Source organism: Pseudomonas pharyngis, assembly GCF_021602345.1.
Lineage (GTDB): Bacteria > Pseudomonadota > Gammaproteobacteria > Pseudomonadales > Pseudomonadaceae > Aquipseudomonas > Aquipseudomonas pharyngis.
Genome location: NZ_BQID01000011.1, coordinates 42,537 through 58,380 on the forward strand (window position 1 = coordinate 42,537; position 15,844 = coordinate 58,380).

General features: G+C 59.6%; 11 protein-coding genes. 3 read left to right on the forward strand and 8 right to left on the reverse strand.

The features are described 5' to 3' along the window. Positions 1–25: 25 nt before the first annotated feature. Both L6D74_RS21705 and L6D74_RS21710 read right to left on the reverse strand, forming a co-directional pair. Positions 26–3,652, reverse strand: coding sequence for a Tc toxin subunit A (locus L6D74_RS21705; protein ID WP_236190310.1), 3,627 nt, complete (start codon positions 3,650–3,652; stop codon positions 26–28). Positions 3,653–3,770: 118 nt separating this feature from the next. Continuing rightward, positions 3,771–6,851 carry a hypothetical protein gene (locus L6D74_RS21710; protein ID WP_236190312.1) on the reverse strand — a complete coding sequence of 1,027 codons (3,081 nt, stop codon included), beginning with the start codon at positions 6,849–6,851 and terminating at the stop codon, positions 3,771–3,773. Between the two features lie 465 nt (positions 6,852–7,316). Here L6D74_RS21710 and L6D74_RS21715 point away from each other — a divergent pair, with 465 nt between their 5' ends. Further along, positions 7,317–7,718, forward strand: coding sequence for a DUF6124 family protein (locus tag L6D74_RS21715; RefSeq protein WP_236190314.1), 402 nt, complete (start codon positions 7,317–7,319; stop codon positions 7,716–7,718). A 132-nt stretch (positions 7,719–7,850) separates the two neighbouring features. Here the strand turns inward: L6D74_RS21715 and L6D74_RS21720 are convergent, their stop codons facing one another. The 3 genes from L6D74_RS21720 to L6D74_RS21730 form a co-directional block, all read right to left on the reverse strand. Continuing rightward, the gene (locus L6D74_RS21720) at positions 7,851–8,210 is read right to left on the reverse strand and encodes a PilZ domain-containing protein (RefSeq protein ID WP_236190316.1); all 360 of its coding nucleotides are present in this window, start codon (positions 8,208–8,210) and stop codon (positions 7,851–7,853) included. A 217-nt stretch (positions 8,211–8,427) separates the two neighbouring features. Then, entirely contained in the window at positions 8,428–8,814 is a 387-nt protein-coding gene (locus L6D74_RS21725; RefSeq protein WP_166225833.1) for a tetratricopeptide repeat protein, read from the reverse strand. A gap of 102 nt (positions 8,815–8,916) precedes the next feature. Next, complete coding sequence (locus tag L6D74_RS21730) at positions 8,917–9,216, reverse strand: hypothetical protein (protein WP_236190319.1); 300 nt, start codon at positions 9,214–9,216, stop codon at positions 8,917–8,919. A 235-nt stretch (positions 9,217–9,451) separates the two neighbouring features. On the opposite strand from L6D74_RS21730, the gene pyk reads away from it, so the two are divergent. Continuing rightward, positions 9,452–10,903: a pyruvate kinase gene (pyk, locus tag L6D74_RS21735; protein WP_085697206.1), complete on the forward strand. Its 1,452-nt coding sequence runs from the start codon at positions 9,452–9,454 to the stop codon at positions 10,901–10,903. Between the two features lie 292 nt (positions 10,904–11,195). Here pyk and L6D74_RS21740 read toward each other — a convergent pair whose 3' ends face one another. Genes L6D74_RS21740 through L6D74_RS21750 form a run of 3 tightly spaced genes read right to left on the reverse strand, consistent with a single transcriptional unit; the run spans position 11,196 to position 14,009 of the window. Then, positions 11,196–11,945, reverse strand: coding sequence for an enoyl-CoA hydratase-related protein (locus tag L6D74_RS21740; RefSeq protein WP_236190321.1), 750 nt, complete (start codon positions 11,943–11,945; stop codon positions 11,196–11,198). A gap of 29 nt (positions 11,946–11,974) precedes the next feature. Further along, on the reverse strand, positions 11,975–12,910 hold the full coding sequence (locus L6D74_RS21745) for an iron-sulfur-binding ferredoxin reductase (RefSeq protein WP_236190323.1): 936 nt from the start codon (positions 12,908–12,910) through the stop codon (positions 11,975–11,977). Continuing rightward, the gene (locus L6D74_RS21750) at positions 12,903–14,009 is read right to left on the reverse strand and encodes a GGDEF domain-containing protein (protein WP_236190326.1); all 1,107 of its coding nucleotides are present in this window, start codon (positions 14,007–14,009) and stop codon (positions 12,903–12,905) included. The genes L6D74_RS21745 and L6D74_RS21750 overlap by 8 nt, the downstream gene beginning before the upstream one ends. A gap of 311 nt (positions 14,010–14,320) precedes the next feature. On the opposite strand from L6D74_RS21750, the gene L6D74_RS21755 reads away from it, so the two are divergent. Beyond that, on the forward strand, positions 14,321–15,844 hold the full coding sequence (locus L6D74_RS21755) for a fumarate hydratase (RefSeq protein WP_236190327.1): 1,524 nt from the start codon (positions 14,321–14,323) through the stop codon (positions 15,842–15,844).

A 15,844-nucleotide genomic window follows, 5' to 3' on the forward strand; every position in this document is an offset into this window, starting at 1 on the left:
TTTCACGCCCCGCGAACGACCCGACTCAAGCCGGCGGCAGGAAAGGGATCGGTTCGAAAAAAGCGCTTTTATTACTGCTTTGGCTGCGGACCTCAAATGTGAACGTTCCACCTTCAGGCGCATGGACAAATACTTTTGTCAGCCCTTGCTGATCGGTGAAGGATTGCCCCGATGGCCGAATGACGGCCGACTTGCCTTCATCCCCTTCGGCAGGTAAGGCGAGCCACTCTACGAGCTGGTTTGGCCCACGGTTTTTGAAGTCGTCCCGCAGCTCGGCGTACAACTGCACATCCTCGCCCGCAGGTACGCTCGCCAGCGGAATTGGGGACATCAAGGGACCTGGGAAGAACAATGTCGTGGCGTCGGGAACAACCCGAATTTCGGTCACGTTGACCGGCCTGAACAGATCCATCCAGAAGCTTGGCGTATCGCTACCCAGCACCTCGCCTGGAATGAACTCGGCCTGGAGTACTCCCTTATCATCGGTGACCTTTGTCGCGATGGTGCCGAGGCTGGCCTGCCAGTACACCCTGATGCCCTTCAGTGGCGCTCCTTCGGCATCCTTCAGTGTCACGGTGAAGGTGATTTTCGCTCCCGGTTTGTTGGCCACGACCTCGGTGTAGTCCACCTCGTATGTCCTGTCGACCAGTGACTCCGCATCAAGAGCAAGCTGCGGATCAAGCGTTCGCGTTTCCGACTGGCTCAACAGGGCGTGCTCGGCCGCTTCAGCGTAGGCCGTCTTGTCAATGGCCTCCGGCAAGTTGCCAAGCTTGAAAATCGTCCGGGCATCCATACCGCTGTGCTCCGCCAGCGTGCGGATGCGCATCAACAGATCCAGTTGATGCAGGGTTTTCAGAATCTTGAGCGATGGATCGATGTGAAAAACACACTCGCGCACCTCCTCGACGCTCCAGCGAAAGAACCTCGCCAACTTGATATAGCCGGCTTCCTGGGCAAGCCTCAGTGAATCTCCGGCGATGTTGCCTGGCAGATCGTCAACGGCACGCAGATAATCCAGCAGTTCCTGCGCTGGCTGCTCGCTCATCTCGAACGCACGGGTGAGCGCCGCCAGGTAATAGAGCGTGCTCATCGAGAATTCGTGTTTGCTCGACTGGCCGAGCCACGCCCGATGACCATAATCCAGATATTCCTGTAGCACGGTGGCACTCAGCCCCAGTGCTGTTACGACCGCACTCAAGCGTTGCACATTGGCCAAAGCCTTGAGCAGCGGATCCACTTCGACGAAGCGCTCGCTTCGGACATTTTGCGGGTTCTGCGCGACTCGCCCGGAGGCCTCGTGCAGCAGTCGATAGACCGTGGTGCCGGCCCAAGTGAGAGCTCCTATTGCCAGCTCGGAATCAAGGCTGGTCAGGACGGCCAAAGCTTCCTTGGCCAACGAGACTTGCGCCTCCCTGGTCTGCAACAGAACAACCAGCATTTTTTCGACGATGTCGGCGCGCAGCTTGGGAGCCATGACCGGGAGACCATCCTGCACTGCAAGGTCCAGCTGCTGGCGAGCTTTGATCAGGTATTGCGACTCGCTCCCGGCGAAAGCAAGCACCAGGCCATCGGCGTCGGCCAGCGAATCCAGGAATTTGAGCCAGTTTCCCGCAGGCACAGGCGGAACGTCGGCCATCAGGAATCCGGCATTGGTCAACAGGGTTGCTGGCAGAAGATTTGCTACTTGTTCAAAAAATTGCAGCTGCGCTTCGGTGGCCGTGCCACTGGCTTGGGGTTCCGCCACCATCTGCAACATCCCGAGTACCGGCAGGTTGCGATCCTTGCACCAGCCTACGCACGAATGCAGCGCATAGATGAGATTCAAGACATCCGGCGTTTCACCCGGTTTTGCATTGATTCTTGGCAAACCCGCCAGACCGTTGAGCCAGCTGTTCCCCTCTCCCATCAAGGTCAACATCAGCACAATTTCGACCGGTGTGACACCCAGCAACCGCGCCAGCTTCACCAACCGGTAAAAGGCTGAAACGACCGCTGCCGTACGTTTCAGGTTCTTACCAAGTCCCTGAGCATCGGCTATCGCAAGTGCCAGGTAACCGTAGGTCAACAGATCGATCTGTAGACCACTGCACAATTGAATGACCGTCGGGTCGCTGCTACCTGTTGCGGGTATCGCCGGAAAATCCTTGCCATCGAGCATGAAGGGCTGGCGATAGTCGCCCTGCCCGTTGAACACCTGATCGAACAGCGAGGGTTCTTCGCCGATTCCGTATACCGCTATCTCATCCAGGAAGGCGGCAAAGTCCAGCGCTTCACATCCATACCTTTCACGCAGCAGCTGGAACAGCCCCAGTGCATGCACCACGTTATCGGTTATCCACCAATCACCGGCCTTCGCTCCACCGCGCACGTCTGCGCGCATGGCGGCCACCAGCATTGCGTCCACCTCGAAACTGCGCAGGTCCAGCCATTTGTCCAGACGTACCTTGCGGTTCAGTCGATCGTAGTATTCGAAATCAGCCTGCGTATCCGGACCAATCGTCAGTGTTTGACGCAGGCTGGCGTCCTCAACAACGATAGGCGGGTCTGTTGCGGCGTTTACGTAGACTGAGCCGAAACGTGCGCTTTGCGGGCCTGGTGACGGCTCATCCGCGAATGCCACATTCGCGGAACGCACCGGTGCAAACGCGCCGAACGATAGAAGAGATTCAACGCCGGGGACATCGAGTGAAGTCCGCTCGCCGAAAAATTTCAACTGATTGAGATTCTGATACTTATCGTAATTATCCGAACCGTAGTTGTCGTTGAAGAAGGTTTCCCGGTCTTCGAAGTCTGCTCGCGCCTCAGTCAACAACGTTCGCTGGTAAGGCCCCAGACGCGATGCATGGGCCAGCGCACGGCCGGCATCTTCGTCCCAGCCGGCCGCTCGCAGAAAGTAAGGAAACTGCAGGTCAACCATGTGGGCGAAATTCCCCACCGACATGCCCAACTGCCGGGTTATCGAGTCGATGGTGACCCAATGCTGGAAGTAAGGCAGCTCATTGGGGTAACGCGCCTTGAGCAAGGCATCTACCAGATCGGTCACTGCCCCGTGTGTCTTGATGAACGTTTCCAGCACATGGTTGATGATGTCGACCGCAGAGATCGACTGATAAACCGCGTTGAAATCAACATCCAACTGTTTCAGGTCGGTGCGACGGTTGTGCAGAAGGTAATCAGACTCGGTGTCCCCGACACTCTCGATACGCTCGCTGACCCATTGCAACAGCTCGACCAGATAAGCCACAGGTGACCACCTGCTTTCCAGCGCATTCGGTGGGCAGGAACCGTCAAAGTCCGGGTTGAACAATGTCTCGAAAGTGGGTCCCGGAACCATTGACAGCAGCCCGCTTGATGAGGCTTTTTTCAGCGCTTTCCCGGTTTTTTCCTGCTGGCCGCCCGTCAAGGAATGCTCGATGAACCGACGCCTGATGTAGATGGCCATACTGCTGGCCTGGCGCAGGAACGCTTGCGCATCTTCGCGACTCATCCGGTAATCCTTCACCAGACCCTCAATACCCTTTTCCACCAAGGGAAAAATCGAGCCACCCTGGCTCAGATAGGCTTGCAGGTCAGGATATTCTTGGCGGCGCGCACCGGTAGGGAACAATTGTTCATACATTTGCTCGGCGGGACGTTTGCGGGTCTTGGCCATAGTGAATTTCCTTGCGGTAAAAGCCATCCCGACGACCCGCACGTGTTGGCAGGTCATCTGTTCGGTTGATTCGATTTGGCGCCAGTCGGCGGCTCATGACAACTGTCAGAAATGACAGTCATGCACGCCGTTTATCGGAATGATCAGGTGGATTTTTGCCTGGCGACGTCGGGTCGACCTCAAAGCGCGAGCTCATTACATGGTCGGAAATCGTCGCGCCGCCAGCATCGTCGGTGATGGTTTGGTGGATCCAGCACCATTGGCCGCCGGAGGGTAACGGTCCCGTCGCATCGCCTTGCCAGCTGCCGCCGGAAACCGTGGCCTGCGCCCACTCTCGCTCAGGGTTGAACCAGCTTCGGACCTGCAAGACGCCCGCTCGGCCCAAACCTGCAAAACGAACCGGATCACTGACCGGTTGCCCCTCGGCGGGTTTCTCGATGACGGGTTGGTAGGTGCCCAGAATCACTCTCCGCGCAGCGGAACCGTCGGACTGGAAATCGTCCGACGTGGCCGTCACCACCAAGTGGTTTTCTCGAGAGGGCTGCGTGACGTTCATGGCGACTGACCAGGTACCATCGGCCTGCACCGTGGTTTCTCCTGCCTTCACCGCCCCGACACGGATCATCCAGACGATGATCCTGTCCCCCGGCACGCCGAAACCTGACGCGACCGAGCCTTGGCCCACATGCGCTTCCGGCACAGGAGTTTCCAACACCGGAGGGGCTGGAACCACGCTGTAGTTCACCGGCACGCTGTCTCTGGAGGTCTGGTCTTCGAAATATTGCCTGGCCCGAATGACTTTCTGTCCCACGGGCAATGTCACTTCGTCTTTCCATTTGCCGTCGAGGCCTATTGGCACCTGTTTGAGTATCGGCTCGGTAGTACCTTCCAGGAAAACATCGACCGTCCCCAGCGGTTCCCCCTGACCTTCGATCATCGAAGTTCGTGTCAGTCTGCCGCCCTCTTGCGGTGATGTGAACTCCGGGGCAAGCAACACGACATCAAAGGGATGCGACTCACTGTCCGCCGACTCCCGCCCATCGATCTCCTGTTTTGCCCGAACCACCCAAGGGCCAAATTTCAGCTTCTCAACAAGGATTTCCCATGGCCCGTCGGCAGTCAGCTTTTTATCGCCCAAAGGATCGCCGCTCACGTAGTCCCACAAATACACCGTGGCACCGTTCATACCGTCGCTTCCTTGAAAAATCACGTCACGACCGACTTCGGAATCCTTTACAGGTTGAGTGATGACCGGCGGAATCATGGGCTTGAAGAGCCGGAACGTTTCGGTGGCCGCAGGCGAAGTCTGCTGGGCGGCAATCTGGGTCGCTGTGACGGTATGGTCGATCTCCGGGGCAAAAGGTGCCGCACGCTGATAGCTCCAGGTTCTGCCGGTCACCGTGGCGGGGTACGAGGTGCCGCTACCGCTGAACACGAGATTGACCCGGGCGTTCAGTTCGCAGATACCGGTGAAGGTGGGCGACAGCCCCTCAGGTGGAACCCTGTCAATGCCGGGCGCAATCGGAGGAATGCGGACTTTGTGCTCGACGAATTCGGATTGCTGGGCATTCAGGGATTGTCGGATGCGAACGATTCGATCATACGTAGGCCCCCATTCGACATAGGCTCTACTGGACCATTGGCCGGAATTGACCTGGGCATCCGGAGCGATTTTGGTGGTTCCGTCAGAGTCATAAAGCGACACCGTAGCGCCTGAAACACCTTTGCCGGAGAGCGTCGTCGTGTAGTCCGGTGTGGAGACCACATCGGAGGGAGGTGGAAACTTGAACAGGTGTTCGAACGAATATGGCGCAGATTCGATCCAGCCCCCCGCGTTGTTGGAAACCTTCTGGATCGCACTCATCTTGTAGAGGCCATCGGGCCAGTTCGTTGCGCTGGTTTCCCACTTGCCGCTTACGACTTTTGCTTCCCCCGGCGCCGCTCCACCCGGGCCACTGACCACCGTTATCACGACCGTGGCACCTTCATGACCATCACCGTCAAACTTCACGGTGGTTGCGACTGGAACAGTGACGTTGACCTTGGTCAATGCGGGTGGGCGGATGTCGAAGTATCGAGGGTCGCTGACGTCGGATGGGACATTTTTTTTGGTTTGCCGGGCGACCAGTGAGTGCCGCCCCGGGTCGACATTCACCTGCACAGTCCATCTGTCGCCGACGACTGGAGCTTCACCGAGTTTGATTGAATGGTTGCCATCCTGGAGTATCTCCATGACAGCTCCAGCAACGCCCCCTGTGCCGCCCATGGGGAATGTACTGTTCTGAACTGAACCGGGCGCAGGGTTATCGATAACCGGACGCTCGGGCGTAATCTGTACCGTGACAGAGACGAGATTGGACCTTTTCGTAGTTCCGTTGTGACTTTGCCGGGCTTGAAAGGTGATGACCCTCTCTGGTAATTGGGTTGCGGACACGCTCCAGCTATTGCCCATGACCGTAGTCGAACCGTAACTTACAGTTTCATTTCCGGCTTCAAAGAGATTAATAGTTGCGGAGTTCTCTCCCGTTCCGGAAAACGTGGTTGCGTGGTCGGTTAACACATCACCGTTTTTTGGCTGATTTATTATGGGCTCCCTTGCGTCATCCAGAACGTTCACCAACAGCTGGGGCGAAGCCGGCGTGGTTACGCCATTCAGTGTCTGAGTGGCCACGATTTTTATTGCCGTGCCTATCGGGAGGTTACTGGCCTGAACACTCCAGCTGGAGGAGGTCGCGGACCCAGACCCATATTCGTCCTCACCCACCAAAATCTTTATTGTTGCGCCTGAATAAGCCCCCGTGCCCGAAATGGTTACCGTCCTTTGTACATTGGAATTTTGTGCGGGTGCGGTAATTCGCACCGGGAGGATTACCGTAAAAAAACCCGAAAATCCCCACTCCGAAGATCCACCATCAACAATCTTGTACTGGACGTGAAGCTGACAGCGACCCTGACGTAAACCGTGTGTGTCGTTAATCGTTACGCCGATGCTGGGATAAGGTGTCTGACCATACGAAAGCGTCCTCTCGAAAGTTGATTCGTTATAGAGATCAACCTGCCAGGTCCGTTGATGGGTGAAGTCCCCCCCCGGAACTTGTAGATTTCTGGAAAAAGGAAGCGTCTGAGTCGTGCCATCCAGTGTTGGCACAATGTGCGGGGCTACAGGGCCGGTAACAGAGTCATCGGTTTCGTCAGCCATCTGAACACTCCTTTTGATCTGCACTATGCAGGTATCTGTTCCGCTCTTTTAATCCTTGGGTAGAAAAAAAAGACCTGTCAGAGTTGACAGTCCCGACAAACGGTAACTCTTCCCACAACCCAGTCAGACAGCGTCCTGCAAGTCGTAACAACGGGCTACGATGCCTTGTGCCATTGCCTACAAATCCCTCAGAATCCGCCGGCTTGTGCGCCTTGGCGTTGCCCCGTAACTTGATCCCCGTCGCTGCCAATCAGCGGCCGGGTTTAGTCGCCCGAGAGGTATCGCGAAGGTGCATAAGCGTCATCAAGTCGGGTATTCCCTATCCCCGCACTCGATGGTGGCTGTGTGCAGGGCGCTCTCGGGCGCACCGGTTTTCGCGATTCCTCCGGTCGACTAACCTGCTCACAGCCACCACCCTTTTGCTTAGTCGCGATCGGGTGGTGGCTCTAAAACAGGAATTGCGAAATGAAAAAACCGACACCAAATCCACCGCTGAACACCGATCCAACGGACCCGACCGATCAACCCGATCCGGTCTCCCCCTACGCTTCAGTCGATTCAAAGAAACTCCACGACGCGGCCCACAAGGCCCTCGACTTCTACCTCAACCCCAAACCTGAAAAGTCGCGCAATTCCGTGGATCGCGGCATGCAGATGTTCAAGGTCGACCCGGATATCAACCCCGAGGCGATTGCCATCCAGACCTACGAGACCTTTTCCTCGGTGAGCATTCTGTTGCTGGACCTGGCCGACAGCCTGGACGACAAGCCGCGGCATCTGGCGATGGCGATCTATCAGTTGAGTGAGATGGGGTTGTTGCTGGCGGAGAGGACGCTGGATAACGAGCGGGCGATTGCTATCGGCTAGCCAGCCGTCAAATAGACGGTGTCAGTACTGGCGCCTTCGCGGGCAAGCCCGCTCCCACAGGGATCAGCGCTGTCCTTGTGGGAGCGGGCTTGCTCCGGGCGGCGTTCCGACGATGCTTTTGAAGGTTTTGAGTCAGGCAGAAGCCGGCAACGGCTGAAAGCTGAAGTATTGCTTCAACGCCTCGATCAATTGCCCGTATTCCGGCGGTGTCCGAAACAGGCTGAAGCCGGCGTCGTAATGTTGAGGGGTCGCGTCTTCGTGGCACCAAAGGCAGCACGCCGTCAGGTCGATGACCTGCTGGCTGCCTTGCCCCAGGGGAATTTTCAGGCGCAGATTGAACTGCGCACCGATCATCATCGGCAACTGGCTGATAAGCATCAAACCGTCTTCAGAGACGTTGCCCAGAAAACCGACGGGTTTATCGGTGACGCTGTTGAACACTCGCAGAAAATACGGCAACTGGTGCCGTTCGATTCGACGGTCGGTAAACATGAACGTATCGCCATGCAGGGCCCGATGCCCGGGCCGCACTGTGCTTCGGAACGAACCCGTCCTTCAGGCCCGCTCTCCCCGCTCCCGGTGTGGCGCTTGCCACGTACTTCACATGCCAGTCGCAGGTGTTGCGCCGGTACAGATATCGATTTGTACCGGTGTCATTCGACTATAGCTCACCCTATACAAGCAGCCAGCTTTTGTATGACAACCGCCATCAGAAGCGGGTTGGACGTACCACGGCGGCGGCGCTGCGAGTCGGGTAGTGACCCAGGCTCTGCAGGGTTTCCAGACGCGCGCGGGCGCGGTAGGCGTATTCGCTGTTGGGGTACGAGGCGATGATGAACTGATAGGTCTGCGCCGCATCGACGAACATTTTCTGCCGTTCGAGGCACTGGCCGCGCATCATCGACACTTCCGGCCACACATAAGGGCGGGCGCGGCTGGCGCGTTCGACCTTGGACAGTTCAAGCATCACCTGCTCGCAATTGCCCCGGTCATAGGCGCTGTAGGCGTTGTTCAAATGATGGTTCATCGACCAACGGGTGCAGCCCGAAGCGGCGAGGACGCTGAGGGCAAGGGCGGCAATGGGCAACAATCGCATGGGAGGTTCTCCTGTCTTGTGCACTGTATCGACCTAACGCCGAAAATCTTCAATGCACGCTGTTGTGTCGAGGCCCCTTTTCCTCCCAATCGAGCTGCCGTCTCATTCCAAATTGATGTTCACAACCTCCGAGCGTGGGGAAACAACAGTGCCATCCCTGGTCTTTTCGACCATATAGAAACCAAATTTACGAAGGTCAATGTGGTTTTGCCACTGGCCAGTGTCGCTAATTGACTGCCCAAAAATCGGATTCATTGGGTCTTTCGTGCTGTAGCAAACCGCCACATTCCCTGGTGTACCAGTTCCTCGCACGATAAAAAACACTCCGGGAGCAGACCCGTCCAATGGCTCCAGAACACGGGGAGGCTCATTTTGAATCTGAGTATCGTTTTCACTGGTCATATCATTTGCCTCGGAGGCTCGCCAACCATTGGCGAGGTTCAGCTTTTTATATCGCGCCGTAAAAACCACGCCACCTGATAGAAATAACAGTCTCGACGAGCGGTAGGCCTACGCCGGCCGAATGTTCAAAAATGTTCGTTTCAATAAAGAAACCAATAAGTAGTGCAAACGAACAATGACTACACCCTTCGAGCATAGTAGCCTTCGCTGGCGCTTGAACCTGAGGAGTCTTTGCATGTCCGTCCGTCGTACCAAAATCGTCGCTACCCTTGGCCCGGCCAGTAACTCGCCGGAAGTTCTCGAACAGCTGATTCTGGCTGGCCTGGACGTCGCCCGTCTGAACTTCTCCCACGGCACCCCCGACGAGCACAAGGCTCGCGCGAAGCTGGTGCGTGACCTCGCGGCCAAGCACGGTCGCTTCGTCGCCCTGCTGGGTGACCTGCAAGGCCCGAAAATCCGTATCGCCAAATTCGCCAACAAGCGCATCGAGCTGAAGATCGGTGACAAGTTCACCTTCTCCACCAGCCATCCGCTGACCGAAGGCAACCAGCAAGTGGTCGGCATCGACTACCCGGACCTGGTCAAGGACTGCGGCGTGGGCGACGAGCTGCTGCTCGATGACGGCCGCGTGGTCATGCGCGTTGAAACCGCCACCGCCACCGAGCTGAACTGCGTCGTGACCATCGGCGGTCCGCTGTCCGACCACAAAGGCATCAACCGTCGCGGTGGCGGCCTGACCGCGCCGGCCCTGACTGAAAAAGACAAGGCCGACATCAAGCTCGCCGCTGAAATGGAAGTCGACTACCTCGCCGTGTCCTTCCCGCGTGACGCCGCCGACATGAACTACGCCCGTCAACTGCGCGACGAAGCCGGCGGCACCGCCTGGCTGGTGGCGAAGATCGAACGCGCCGAAGCCGTGGCCGACGACGAAACCCTCGACGGTCTGATCAAGGCTTCCGACGCGGTGATGGTTGCCCGTGGTGACCTCGGTGTGGAAATCGGCGACGCCGAGCTGGTGGGCATCCAGAAGAAAATCATTCTGCACGCACGCCGCCACAACAAGGCGGTGATCGTGGCGACCCAGATGATGGAGTCGATGATCCAGAACCCGATGCCGACCCGCGCCGAAGTGTCCGACGTGGCCAACGCCGTGCTCGACTACACCGACGCCGTGATGCTGTCTGCCGAGTCCGCTGCCGGCGCTTACCCGCTGGAAGCCGTGCAGGCGATGGCGCGCATCTGTGTCGGCGCTGAAAAGCACCCGACCAGCAAGACCTCCAGCCACCGTATCGGCAAGGAATTCGAGCGCTGCGACGAAAGCATCGCGCTGGCGACCATGTACACCGCCAACCACTTCCCGGGCGTCAAGGCGATCATCGCACTGACCGAAAGCGGCTACACCCCGCTGATCATGTCGCGTATCCGTTCGTCGGTGCCGATCTACTGCTTCACCCCGCACCGCGAAGCCCAGGCCCGCGCGGCGATGTTCCGTGGCGTGTACACCGTACCGTTCGACCCGGCTTCGCTGGCCCCGAACGAAGTCAGCCAGAAAGCCATCGACGAACTGGTCAAGCGCGGCGTAGTGGAGAAAGGCGACTGGGTCATCCTGACCAAGGGCGACAGCTACCACACCACCGGCGGCACCAACGGCATGAAGATCCTGCACGTAGGCGATCCGCAGGTCTGAATGACCGGTCGCTGAAAACGAAAAGCCCCGCCATTTGAATGGCGGGGCTTTTTCATTTCAGGAGTGTTGATCGTTACTACGTTGATCGTTCCCACGCTCTGCGTGGGAATGCCTCAATGGGCGCTCCGCGTCCGCTTCGGCATGGGACGCGGAGCGTCCCGGGCTGCATTCCCACGCGGAGCGTGGGAACGATCGGTGCGCGGAGTGCGGCGGCGGTCCGTGCGCGCAGTGTGGCCGCGGTCGATGCGCGGAGTGCGGGGGCGATCGATGCGCGGAGCGGTCGGCGGATATCTCAATGCCGTTTGATGAACCCCGTCAACGCCGCCAGCGCCTCCGGCGAGCGCAGCCGCTGGGTGAACAGCGCGCCCTCCTCCTCGATCACTTTGCGAATCAACTCGCGATCCGGCGCGCGCATCAATTGCTTGCTGATGCGCACCGCCTCGGCCGGCAACTCGTCAAACCGCAGCGCCATCTCCCGCGCCTTGGTCAATGCGGCTTCGCCGCTGCCCAGCGCCTCGGTGGCGATCCCCCATTGCGCGGCTTGCTCACCCGTGAAGCCTTCACCGAGCAGCAGCAACTCCGAGGCTTTGGCCTGCCCGAGCAAGCGCGGCAGGATCAGGCTGGAGCCAAACTCGGGGCACAACCCTAGATTGACGAACGGCATGCGTAACCGTGCATCCCGCGCCACGTACACCAGATCGCAATGCAACAGCAGCGTCGTGCCGATCCCCACCGCCGCCCCGGCCACGGCGGCGATCACCGGTTTACAGCATTCAAGCAAGTTGAGCATGAAGTGAAACACCGGGCTGTCGAGGTCGCTCGGCGGTTGTTGGATGAAGTCGGCGATGTCGTTGCCGGCGGTGAAGCACTCGGCGCTGCCGGTGATCAGCACGGCGTTGATTTCGGGATCGTGATTGGCTTGCTTGAGCGCTTCGGCCAACTGGCTGTACATGGCGCGGGTCAGGGCGTTTTTCTTGTCCGGGCGGTTGAGGCGCAGGGTCAGCAAACCGCGTTCGCGGTGCAGCAGGATGGCATCGGTCATGGTGTGTCTCGCGTCTGAAGAATCAGCGCTCAACCACGGCTCAGGAAGACATCGGCCAGCAGTTGGTTGCGCGGCAGTCCGGCCAGGAACAGACGCTTGGCAAACGCGTCGACGCTGGCCGTCGAGCCGCAGACTAAGGCCAGGGTTTGCCGGGAAACAAGGCGCAGTTGCGCCAAAGCGCCCGGCAACTCGGCCGCCGTCCACAGCTCGACGCTGAGGTTTTCCCGCTGCGCAGCGAGTGCTTCAAGGGGTTTGGCCAGGTAATGCCCGGCGGCATCATGGGCCAGGTGAATGACGCGGATGGCGCCCCGATGATCGTGACGCAAGGCCTCACGCAACACGCCGAACAACGGGCCGAGCCCGGTGCCGGCGGCCAGCAGCCACAGCGGCCGGTCGTGCCAGTCCGGGTCGTAATGCAGCGCGCCGCCGCGCAGTTCGCCGAGGCGGATCGGATCGCCGATCTGCAAGCGTCGCGCCGCATCGCTGAATTCGCCGGGCTGGCGGCAATCGAGGTGGAATTCAAGAAAGCGGTCTTCTTCCGGCAGACTCGCCAGCGAATACGGCCGCGCAATGTGGCCGGCCCACAGCACCAGATGCTGACCGGCGCTGTAGCGCAACGGCCGCTGGGGTGTCAGGCGCAGACGCAACACGCTGTCGCCGAGCCAGTCCAGCGCCTCGACCGTGGCCGGGCGACCATCGGTGACGGGATCGAAGGTGTGCACCTGCAAATCGTCGATCACCTGACACTGGCATGCCAGCCGCCAGCCCTGATCACGCTGTTCGGCGCTCAGGGCATCGGGGCGACTGTCGGCGGGCAAACCCTGCACGCATTGCACCAGACACGCATGGCAACTGCCGGCGCGACAGCTATAAGGCACCGCCACGCCGTTCTGATTGAGGGCATCGAGCAGGTTGCTGCCCGACGCCACCGACCACTGTCGTTCACCCACTCGCAGTTCAGGCATCGACGTTCTCCCATGCCGCCGCGCAACGGTTACGCCCGTCACGCTTGGCCCGGTACAGCGCCTGATCGGCACGCTGCAAGGCGTCGTCCAGATCGTCGCCCAGTTCCAGCAAGGTCATGCCGGCGGACAGGCTCAGGTTTTTCACATTCAGGCCCACCAGTTCAACGTCGGTGAAGGCGATGCGCAGGCGTTCGCAACAGGCGGTCAGGCTTTCAGCGTTGCAATCGGGCAGCAGCACCACGAATTCTTCACCACCATAACGCGCCAGCACATCGCCGTCGCGCAGGCAGGCCCCGGCTACCCCGGCGAACGCCTGCAACACCTGGTCGCCGGCAGCGTGGCCATGGATATCGTTGATGCGCTTGAAGTGGTCGAGGTCGATCAGCGCCAGACCGTGCACCACGTCGGGCTCCATCGCATTCAACTCGCGGGTGGCCAGGCGCAGGAAATGCCGGCGGTTGAACAGCCCGGTCAGCTCGTCGGTGGCAACAAGGTCTTCGAGTTGGCGCATCATCCCGCGCAGGGTGTCCTGATGCGCCTGCAGGGCGAACCGGCGCTGACGCATGCGTTGGCGCGAGGTCTGGACGAAACGCGCATAGATCACCAGCCAGGCCAGCACGATCAGCAGGATGCAGGCCTGCAACGCGGAAAGCGCCGGATCGTGCAGACGGAAGTGGTAACCGTCCCACAGCGTGATGGCGCAGAAGCTGAAGAACACCAGCATCGCGCAGCGTACGAACGCCCGCTGTGACAGATGGAACAGGCCGAACAGCAGGACCAGCACATAGAAAACCAGAAACTCGCCCCGAGCCTCCTCCAGATGAGCAATCAGCCACGTCTGCCAGCCAAGGCCCAGCAGCACTTGGGCTTCGGTCAGGCTCGGGTCGGAGAAGCGCAGGTTGCAGCCGGAAAAGAACAGGGCGAACAGGATCGCCTGGCTGATCACCACCAGCGCACTGCCGATGGCGACGCCGGCCAGCGAATCGTTGTAGTGACCGGTGAAATACGCCAGCCACAGCAGCAGCAAAGCCAATCCGTAGGTGGCTGCAGCGAGGGCGAAGCGTTTGAGCAAAAGACGTTGAATGGCGTTATGGGTCAATCGTTGACTCACCGTGCGATAAGAGGCTGACCGAGTGTCCTACCCTACAGACCGGCTGCCACTTTAGTGGCGCAGGCGATAAATGACCATTGATTTTCGGGCCGGGTATTTGGCGTCAAAAACCTGCAGCCATGCGACCAACGAATGACTCCCGGCAGATGTGCCCGCCACCGAGGCGCGGTATACTGCCGCGCCTTTTTAGCGTCGCGCCAGCAGCCCCGGCGTGCCTTGAAAGGTGCTTGCGACCGACCGATGCACCCAAGCCGCAGGCACCTTATTGAATGTTCCCGTCTTTTAGAGGAGCGCGACTCATGACCGTGATCAAGCAAGACGACCTGATTCAGAGCGTTGCCGACGCCCTGCAGTTCATTTCCTATTACCACCCCGTGGATTTCATCCAGGCGATGCACGAAGCCTACCTGCGCGAAGAATCGCCAGCGGCGCGTGACTCGATGGCGCAGATCCTGATCAACTCGCGCATGTGCGCCACCGGCCACCGCCCGATCTGCCAGGACACCGGTATCGTTACCGTGTTCGTGCGTGTCGGCATGGACGTGCGCTGGGATGGCGCCACCATGGGCCTGGACGACATGATCAACGAAGGCGTGCGTCGCGCCTACAACCTGCCGGAAAACGTCCTGCGTGCCTCGATCCTCGCCGACCCGGCGGGCGCTCGCAAAAACACCAAGGACAACACCCCTGCCGTGATTCACTACTCCATCGTCCCGGGCAACACCGTGGAAGTGGACGTGGCGGCCAAGGGCGGCGGTTCCGAGAACAAGTCGAAAATGGCCATGCTCAACCCGTCCGACTCGATCGTCGACTGGGTACTCAAGACCGTTCCGACCATGGGCGCCGGCTGGTGCCCGCCGGGCATGCTGGGCATCGGCATCGGCGGCACTGCCGAGAAAGCCGCTGTCATGGCCAAGGAAGTGTTGATGGAATCCATCGACATTCACGAGCTGAAAGCCCGTGGCCCGCAGAACCGCATCGAAGAAATGCGTCTGGAGCTGTTCGAGAAGGTCAACCAGCTGGGCATCGGCGCCCAGGGCCTCGGTGGCCTGACCACCGTGCTCGACGTGAAGATCATGGACTACCCGACCCACGCCGCCTCGCTGCCGGTGTGCATGATCCCGAACTGCGCCGCCACCCGTCACGCGCACTTCGTGCTCGACGGTTCCGGCCCGGCCTCGCTGGAAGCGCCACCGCTGGACGCCTATCCGGAAATCGTCTGGGAAGCCGGCCCGTCGGCCCGCCGCGTCAACCTTGACACCCTGACCCCGGAAGACGTGCAGAGCTGGAAGCCGGGCGAAACCGTCCTGCTCAACGGCAAGATGCTCACCGGTCGCGACGCCGCGCACAAGCGCATGGTCGAGATGCTGAACAAGGGCGAAACCCTGCCGGTGGACCTCAAGGGTCGCTTCATCTACTACGTCGGCCCGGTTGATCCGGTCGGTGACGAAGTGGTGGGCCCTGCCGGCCCAACCACCGCCACGCGGATGGACAAGTTCACCCGTCAGATCCTTGAGCAAACCGGTCTGCTGGGCATGATCGGCAAGTCCGAGCGCGGCCCGACCGCGATCGACGCGATCAAGGACAACAAGGCCGTGTACCTGATGGCCGTCGGCGGTGCCGCTTACCTGGTGGCGCAAGCGATCAAGAAGTCCAGGGTTCTGGCGTTCGCCGAGCTGGGCATGGAAGCGATCTACGAGTTCGAGGTCAAGGACATGCCGGTCACCGTTGCGGTGGACAGCAAAGGTGAGTCGGTACACATCACCGGTCCTGCGATCTGGCAGCAGAAGATCAGCGAAAGCCTGGCGGTTGAAGTGCAGTAA